Raw genomic sequence first — 8608 nt, forward strand, 5'->3', positions numbered from 1 at the left:
CTAACTTCTTTGCTTTTGCAGAATTTTGAGGTGGAAGTATTACTGCCCGTTAATGCGGGATAAAGTGAAACGCATTTATAATAGTGCTCATGATTTTAACAAAAAAACTGTCCCAAAAAAGCCGTTATGCAACGACCTTTTGGGACAGTTCATATGTACAACTGTATTTTACTTTCATCAATACAACGCAGTTTACTTACTGGTCTTCCTACTTGCTGATACACCATTTCATTTTCTAAAACTCCAATTTCAATTAAAAACATGACATACTTCCGAATGGAAACCCTAGAAATTCCAACTAATTGCGCCATTTCTTCTGTTGTAAATGTTTTTCCATGAAGCGATTGTATCTGTTTCCAAACTAACTGCAATGTTTGTTTCGTTAATCCTTTTGGAAGCACTTTACTTACAGGAGCTTCTTTTTTTTCTTTTTGTAAAATTAATTCATCTAGTTCAGATTGATTAATATTAGGCTGCGCCTTCATAAATTTAAATTTTTCACGATAAGCAGATAGGGCTTCCTTAAAACGTTCAAATGTAAATGGTTTAATTAAATAATCTACAACTCCATACTGCAGTGCTTTTTTAATACTGACCATGTCATGAACCGCTGAAATCATCATCACATCAATTTCTCTTTCTTTATTGCGAATATCCAATAACAATTCAAATCCAGTATCACCAGGCATAAAAATATCAAGCAATATAAAATCTACATGATTTTCTTCTAGTACCTGTAATGCTTCATCTACAGAGTTAGCTATATGAACAAGTTCAAACCCGCCAACTTGTTCTAAATAATGCTTATTTAGCATTGCTACCATTGGGTCATCTTCTACAATTAAAACTTTAATCATCTTCCATCTCTTCCCTACTTTTATATGGTGTTTCAATTGTGATTATTGTTTGCTCTCCTAATACTGAATCAATATGTATATTTCCTTTTATACGTTCTATACTTTCCTTCACAAGATATAAGCCATATCCCCGATTTTCCCCTTTTGTAGAATACCCTTTGACAAATAATTTATCTATTTCTTCTTGTTTAATTCCCTTTCCTGTATCTGTAACCGTTACAATTAGTTTATCATAATATTTAATTGTAACATTCACCTGCTTATATTTGCAATTCGCTACTGTATCTAAAGCATTATCAATTAGATTCCCTACAATTGTAATGAGTTCATGAATAATTCCCTCATCATCTGGCTGTGGTAAATAAGAATCTTCACTGATCGTTAATTCTATTCCTTTTTCTCTCGCATAGCTAAGTTTCCCAAGTAAAAAACCGGCAAACACAGGACTTTTTATCTTCCGCATCACATCTCCAATTTCGTATTGATGTTCTGATACCATGCTACTAACATACGTTTCTAATTGTTCATAATTCTTCATATGTGTTAGTCCTAATACAACATGCATCTTATTCATAAATTCATGAGATTGTGCACGTAAAGCCTCTGCATATAGTCGAATACCGGTTAACTGCTCTGCTAATTTTCTTATTTCTGTTTTATCACGAAATGTTGCAATCGCACCAACAATTTCTCCTTTTACGTATAACGGAACTCGATTTGAAACAATTGTAATCCCATGCATACTATGTTCCTCATCGAACTGAGCTACTCCCGTTTGTAATACTTCTTTTATCCTTGAATTTGGCATGTACTTTTTAATGTCTTCACCAATAAATTCTTCTTTAAAACCACTTTTCTCAATTAACCGCTTGGCTTCGTTATTAATTAAAGTAATCCTCGCATCCTTATCAATTGCGACAATTCCTTCTTTAACAGATTGTAACATCGTATTGCGTTCTTCTAAAATTTTGGAAATTTCATTAGGTTCGAGGCCAAATAAAATTTTCTTAATATGTCTAGCTAATAAAATAGCCCCAATAACTCCTACTAAAATCCCAACGCTGACACCGATGTACATAATATATCTACTCTGTTCCACCATCTCTTCTACATTATCAGCGGAAATTCCGACAGCCACAACCCCTATTTGTTTTTTTGTTTCAGAAAAAATGGGTACAAATACTCGCATAGACCTTCCTAATGTCCCTTTTGCCGTTGATACATATTCGTTTCCTTTCAAGGCCGTTTCTTCATCGCCCCCAACGAAATGTTGACCAATCTTCTTAGGATCCGGATGAGATTTTCGTATCCCATTCATATCCATAACGACAATGAATTGAACATCAGTATTTTTTAAAAGCCGATTCACATTTGGCTGAATTTCAGATTCATCTTTTCTTCCCAATAAAGCATCGATTACGAACGGTGAATTCGCTGTAATACGTGCAACTGCTTTCGCTTTTTCTATTTGACTTGCTTCTGTCGTACGCTCGACATGATGACTAATTAAAATATCTGTTACAAGTAAAGAAAATACAACTACAGCACATACCAGCAATGCAATGGTTTTCTGTAGGCTCCAAAACTTCTTTCTTTTCTCCATCCCTCTCTTTTCCCCCTGTGTTTTCTATACTCCGTGCGAAATCTATATTACTGATTCTTGACAATGAAAACAACTTTTTTCATACGTAAGATTATATATACTATTTTACTCATTGAGATACAAAGAAAATCTAGAGGAACTACTGAAATATTTAAAAGTGAGGTGTTTGTTATACAAGTTAAAAACAACATAAAAAACCTTTCTTTTTAAGGGGGACGAGAGCGTATGGCCTCGCATAGAAACGTTCAAGGCCTTTTTCTACCACATGCAAGGTTTAAAAGAAAAGGAGCCAGTGAGTGCAGGTCATGTTGTTTTCTGCATAGCAACAATTTATTATATTGAAAAATTAAAATGGATATTTAGAGAAAATACAAAAATTCTCCCCACCTCTAAAAGATGGGGAGAATTTTCAAAAGTAAATAACCGTACCAAACTTAGACATACACAATCCACATCTTTTAGATTCGTAGTATGTCCAAGTTCAATATATTTGTTGCATCAAAGTTTCACTTTATTGTTCAATTGAATAGTTTGGCACTTTTTTAATTTGTGCTACACCTGATTCAATTGCTGCTTTTGCTACTGCAGCTGCTACACTTGGCACAACTCTTTTATCAAGTGGATTTGGAATCACATAATTTGCATTACGTTCTTCATCTGTAATGATGTTCGCAATTCCATATGCTGCAGCTAATTTCATTTCCTCTGTAACATCTGTCGCACGCACATCTAATGCACCGCGGAATATACCCGGGAATGCCAATACATTGTTCACTTGGTTTGGATAATCAGAACGTCCTGTTCCAACAACAGCTGCTCCGCCCTCTAGTGCCTCTTCTGGGAATATTTCCGGTACTGGATTCGCCATTGCAAATACAATCGGATTTTCATTCATTGTCTTTACATGTTCTTTTGTTAATACGTTAGGGGCAGATACACCGATAAAAATGTCTGCGCCTTGAATCGCTTCTTTTAATGTTCCGCGTACATGTTCGCGATTTGTTACTTTCGCAATCTCGATTTGTGCAGGGTTCATCCATGACTCTTCCTCGCACACGATACCTTCTAAACTTACTAATGTCATATGCTGTGCGCCTGCTTTTAATAACAATTTACCAATCGCAATCCCTGCAGAACCAGCACCATTAATGACAATCTTCACTTCATCCATTGTTTTATCTACTACTTTTAACGCGTTAAGAACTGCCGCTAAAACAACAATTGCTGTTCCATGCTGATCATCATGGAACACTGGAATGTTTGTTTCTTCTTTTAAGCGCTTTTCAATTTCAAAACAGCGCGGCGCTGCAATATCTTCTAAGTTAATCCCTGCAAATGTAGGTTCTAAATTTTTAACGATGGTTACGATTTCATCTACATCAGTCGTTCCAAGACAAAGCGGGAATGCATCGACATTCGCAAACTTTTTAAATAAAATACTTTTTCCTTCCATAACAGGCATAGCTGCTTTCGGTCCAATATTCCCTAATCCAAGTACTGCTGTTCCATCAGAGACAACGGCAACCATATTACCGCGTGCTGTATAGTCATAAGCTGTTTCTTCATCTGCAGCAATCGCCTTACAAGATTCCGCTACGCCCGGTGTATATGTCAAACTTAAATCATCAGCTGAATTCACTTCTACTTTACTTGTAATTTCAATTTTCCCTACTAATTCTTTATGAAGTAATAATGAACGTTCTTTAATTTGACTCTCTAACATAAAAATAATCTCCTCCTAATTTTACAAGCTAGCTACGTCTTTACATAGCTAGCTTGTTTGATGTTACATTACGAAAACATTTTTAATAAAATTGATGCTGTTACAACCATTGCTGCTCCGCCTAAACGCGTTGAAATTTGTGCAAACGGCATTAATTCCATACGGTTTGAAGCTGACAAAATTGCAACGTCTCCCGTTCCGCCTAATCCGCTATGACATCCTGTTACAATCGCAGATTCAACCGGGAACATTTTCATGACTTTTCCAATAAGGAAACCAGACGCGATCATTGTAATTACCACTGATGCACACACCGCAACATATCCAACTGAAAGAACAGCTGCTACATCTTTTAACGGAATGTACAGTATTCCTAAACCAACCATTAATGGCCACGTTAAGCTTGTCGAAATAAATTTGTATAAGTGATATGCACCTTGCTCCATTTTTGCTGGCATTAATTTAAAGTACTTCACAAGTGCTGCTGAGAAGATCATAATAATTGCCCCTGGAATACCGATAAATTTAGAAGCTAATCCACCGAAAATAAAGAACGTACATGCGATTAATAAACCTGCTCCCATTAATGAGAAGTCAATTGGTTTTTCTGTATTTTGTTCTTTTAATAAGTCATCTTGATTACCTGTTTTTACTAATACACCATTACCGCTAAGTTCTGGTTTTTTCTCACCTAATCGCTTCATGTATCCAGCGCCTACAATCGCAAACATATTTCCGATAACCGCTGCTGGAATAAGCTGAGATACAAATGTTGCTGATGATTGATGTAAAATCTCACTGTAAGCTAAAGAAAGTGGTAAAATCCCTTCTCCGATACCACCGCTCACAATTGGTACGATGATAAAGAAGAATGTACGCTTCATTTCAAATCCAAATAATGATCCAACTAATAATCCAACTGCAATAGAAGCAAGTGTTCCTACAACTAACGGAATAAACATACGAATAAACCCTTGTACTAACACTTTGCGGTTCATTCCTAAAACACTTCCAACTACTAAACAAGAAATGTATAGATATAAAAAGTTCGATTTTTTCATTAACATATTCACAGCATTCATTGATGCTGGGTTAATCCAGTTAAAGAACACAAGTAATGACGGAATAAATAATGAAAGAATTGCTGGTCCACCAATGTTCTTTAAAATTGGAATTCTCATTCCGATATCGCCTAAGAAAATACCCATAATCATAATAACTGCAAATCCGCCAATCATATCCGCTGGCAACTTATTATATACAGATGCTCCGTAAATAACTGCTGCTAGTACAAGATATAAAGGTAAAGGTATAACACCAATTTTAATATTCATAATTTTCGAAATAAATGTGTCCTGCTTTGTTTCTACTTCACCTGCAGATGGCATCGTTTCCACTTGCTTTTGAATTCCCATAGAGGCACCCCCTTATGTTGTTATTTACAATATTAAAACGCTTTCAATAGTAATAATAGATTTTGTAACTTTTGTAAGTGGTTTTGTAATTAAAATAAGCAACTTATGGATATATTCCCCATAAGTTGCTTATTTATCCCGCATTAACGAGCAGTAAGACCCCCACCTCAAGGTTCAGAGAGAAGCTAAGAAGATAGGTGGGGGATAACTGCCCGTAAAAGCCCGATTGGGCGGGCTTTCCATCAGTGGGGGATGAAGCCCCCCACTGATGGAAGTTTCACTTTATTTCACACCTAACTTTTCTTTTGCTTTCACAGGTATTTCCTTAGTCGTTATTTCTTTATACCTTTCAATTCCATTTGTTTTGTCAGGATATTCGCCACTTACATGCACACGTAGAAATGCCCCTAATTTTAAGTTTTTCTTTGCGAAAAATTTAACCGTTTCTTCATTTCCCTTTTTATTATAGGCTTTTATTGTATACCAGTACACGGGCTGTTTTTTTCCATCATTATCTTCCACAGACTCTTCTTTTCCATTCTCTGTGATTTGAACGTAATATTCTTTTGCTATCCATTTTTTTATATCTATCGCATCATTTTTTTCAGCAGCAGCTAGCACTACCATTGAAGATACGGAAAATAATAGCATAAATAACGTAATCCCTATTACATGTTTCTTCAAGTGAATCACACCTCTTCTGTCCATTTACTATGTCTGTTTGTATCATAAAAGTTTTATATATGATTTGTTATCGATTTACGTGACAGCAACATTACATTTTTGTAATGTTTTCCTTTTCTCATCGCGCATATTTTTCTGTTAAAATAAAGTTAAATTAAGGAAACGAAAGTGAGGAGGCATATGGAAAAACCAATTGTTATTGAAGAATATACACCAAATTGGACATTACAATTTACAGAAGAACAAAAAATTATTAAGAATATTATAGGCGATGCCGCGATTGCCATTGAACACATCGGAAGTACATCCGTTGAAGGATTAAGCGCAAAACCGATCCTTGATATGATGGTTGGCGTTCGTAATCTTAACGACATAGATGCGTTCATTGAGCCATTGAAAACAATTGGATATGAACATGTATTTCATGAGGGATTTCCAAATAGAAGATTCTTTCGAAAAGGATTATGGAGAGCAGGAACGCATCATTTACATATTTATCAATATGGTAGTGGAGAATGGAATCATAATCTTTTATTTCGTGATTATCTAAGAAATCACTCGAATGTGCGTCAACAATATGAACAGTTAAAAAAGGAATTAGCGAATAAACATCGTTTTGATAGAGTTGCATACACAAATGCGAAAGCACCGTTCATCCTAGATATTATCAAAAAAGCGAAAAAGGAGAGATAAATGTGGATTATTTACTTCTAACATCAGTAATCGTTTTAGGTATATTTTATATTTCCGGTCAGTTAAACAATATTCATATAAGATTAAAACGAACAGAAGATAAATTAGATCGAATCGCTAAACACATGGAACTCCCTGAGCATGAAATTAACGAAGAACTTCGCCTGCTAATTAAAGATGGAGATAAAATCAAAGCAATCAAAAAGGCACGAGAGGTTTTAGGATTGTCATTACTTGAGGCTAAAAATTATGTTGATTCTTTATAACATTTTAAAAGCTAGCAAAATGCTAGCTTTTTGTACTTTTAGTAAGTTGAGTCATAATTTCAGTGCGTTATATGATATAAAAGCTTGCCTATATAAATCCAAATTAAAAACCGACCTAAAAACCCTTTTCTTTTTAGGTGGGCGAGAGCGTCTGGCCATGCATAGAAGCGGTCAGGACCTTTTTCTGCCACATGCAAAGTTCAAACAAAGAGAGAAAGCGAGTGTAGAATCTTTTTTTCTGCATAGCAGCAATCTATATGTCGAAAAGTCAAAATGGATTTATATAAATTTTCTACTATCATTGCAAGCTCCTTATTTAATCAAAACTCCAAAATCCGAACCATCTTCTGCGTTGCATTTAATTCCACGGTTCCGCCAATAGGCATTGTGACAATTGGATGTGTATGACAGCAATCAAAATCGGCTAAGATTGGAATATCGGCGTCTCCAATTACTTCGAGCAAAATATCATATGGTGTTACCCCTGTTCCTTGATCGTCAAATTGTTCATGCTTTCCTAAGATGATGCCGCCAACCTTTTCAAATACACCATTTATTTTTAAGAAGCTAAAATGTTTTTCAACGATCGCTGCTGTTTTTTTACAGTCTTCAATCATTAAAATATCTCCTTTTTGAATAACAGGCATATAAGGACTCCCCCATATACTTAACATTGTCATTAAATTTCCCGCAATTAACCGACCAGTTGCTATACCTTCTTTGACGCAAACCCATTCATTCGGATAACTTGCTTTCGGACGATTTTGTGTCTGCCAATTTAATTGCTCATCTGTCCAAGCAGAATATACAGGATATTCATATGGAAGTGCTGCATTTTTTATTAACACGTCTTCAAATGATGAAAATGTATCATTTACATATGGAGGCAATTCTCCTAATGATGAAATGAGAGACGGACCATAAAATGTTGTCACACCCGTTTTCGCATAAATACCTAATAAAATGGCAGTGACATCAGAATACCCAACGAAAATTTTCGGATGTTTTTTTATTTCGGCGTAGTCTAAATAAGGAAGTAACGAATTCGAATTGCTTCCACCAACAGACGACATCATACACTTAATTTCTCGATTCCGAATGAATTCGTTCAACTCTTGAGCACGATCTTTTATACTCCCAGATCGATAACCATCACACTTTCCAGTAAGACTTCCTTCAACGATAATAAATCCTTTACTTTCCATAAATTCTTTCGAACGCTCGAATCTAGTAGGTGATGTATATGTACCTGGCAATGATGGTGAAAAAACTCCTATTTTATCTCCTTTGTTTAACTGAAACACTTCTTTTCACTCCTATATAAACATATATGATATTTCTTTACTATAACCTAACTTCCTATATAC

8 protein-coding genes are annotated in these 8608 nt (G+C 35.3%); 2 read left to right on the forward strand and 6 right to left on the reverse strand.

From position 1 onward, the window contains the following. Window positions 1–149: 149 nt before the first annotated feature. From V7024_RS17545 to V7024_RS17565, 5 genes are all read right to left on the reverse strand, one after another. Window positions 150–857: a response regulator gene (locus V7024_RS17545; protein WP_335522229.1), complete on the reverse strand. Its 708-nt coding sequence runs from the start codon at window positions 855–857 to the stop codon at window positions 150–152. Further along, a complete protein-coding gene (locus tag V7024_RS17550) occupies window positions 850–2460 on the reverse strand; it encodes a sensor histidine kinase (RefSeq protein ID WP_335522232.1) in 1611 nt (536 codons plus the stop codon). The genes V7024_RS17545 and V7024_RS17550 overlap by 8 nt, the downstream gene beginning before the upstream one ends. 511 nt (window positions 2461–2971) lie before the next feature. Then, window positions 2972–4183 carry an NAD(P)-dependent malic enzyme gene (locus V7024_RS17555; RefSeq protein WP_335522234.1) on the reverse strand — a complete coding sequence of 404 codons (1212 nt, stop codon included), beginning with the start codon at window positions 4181–4183 and terminating at the stop codon, window positions 2972–2974. Between the two features lie 68 nt (window positions 4184–4251). Then, entirely contained in the window at window positions 4252–5598 is a 1347-nt protein-coding gene (locus tag V7024_RS17560; RefSeq protein ID WP_335522236.1) for a 2-hydroxycarboxylate transporter family protein, read from the reverse strand. A 282-nt stretch (window positions 5599–5880) separates the two neighbouring features. Further along, the gene (locus tag V7024_RS17565; RefSeq protein ID WP_335522238.1) at window positions 5881–6282 is read right to left on the reverse strand and encodes a YxeA family protein; all 402 of its coding nucleotides are present in this window, start codon (window positions 6280–6282) and stop codon (window positions 5881–5883) included. A gap of 180 nt (window positions 6283–6462) precedes the next feature. Between V7024_RS17565 and V7024_RS17570 the strand changes: the two genes are divergently transcribed. Both V7024_RS17570 and V7024_RS17575 read left to right on the forward strand, forming a co-directional pair. Next, window positions 6463–6975 (forward strand): GrpB family protein, encoded by a 513-nt coding sequence (locus V7024_RS17570; RefSeq protein ID WP_335522240.1) that lies wholly within the window; start codon window positions 6463–6465, stop codon window positions 6973–6975. Between the two features lie 2 nt (window positions 6976–6977). Continuing rightward, complete coding sequence (locus V7024_RS17575) at window positions 6978–7241, forward strand: ribosomal protein L7/L12 (RefSeq protein ID WP_335522242.1); 264 nt, start codon at window positions 6978–6980, stop codon at window positions 7239–7241. 320 nt (window positions 7242–7561) lie between these two features. On the opposite strand, the gene V7024_RS17580 is transcribed toward V7024_RS17575, so the two are convergent. Continuing rightward, window positions 7562–8545 (reverse strand): S66 family peptidase, encoded by a 984-nt coding sequence (locus V7024_RS17580; RefSeq protein WP_335522244.1) that lies wholly within the window; start codon window positions 8543–8545, stop codon window positions 7562–7564. Between the last annotated feature and the right edge of the window lie 63 nt (window positions 8546–8608).

It is taken from the genome of Bacillus sp. JJ864 (assembly GCF_036963045.1).
GTDB lineage: Bacteria > Bacillota > Bacilli > Bacillales > Bacillaceae_G > Bacillus_A > Bacillus_A pseudomycoides_C.

Bases quoted from the DNA above. Each gene is read 5' to 3' on its own strand.
- V7024_RS17555 (WP_335522234.1), bottom strand. From the start codon at position 4,183: ATGTTAGAGAGTCAAATTAAAGAACGTTCATTATTACTTCATAAAGAA.
- V7024_RS17550 (WP_335522232.1), bottom strand. From the start codon at position 2,460: ATGGAGAAAAGAAAGAAGTTTTGGAGCCTACAGAAAACCATTGCATTG.
- V7024_RS17560 (WP_335522236.1), bottom strand. From the start codon at position 5,598: ATGGGAATTCAAAAGCAAGTGGAAACGATGCCATCTGCAGGTGAAGTA.
- V7024_RS17545 (WP_335522229.1), bottom strand. From the start codon at position 857: ATGATTAAAGTTTTAATTGTAGAAGATGACCCAATGGTAGCAATGCTA.
- V7024_RS17570 (WP_335522240.1), top strand. From the start codon at position 6,463: ATGGAAAAACCAATTGTTATTGAAGAATATACACCAAATTGGACATTA.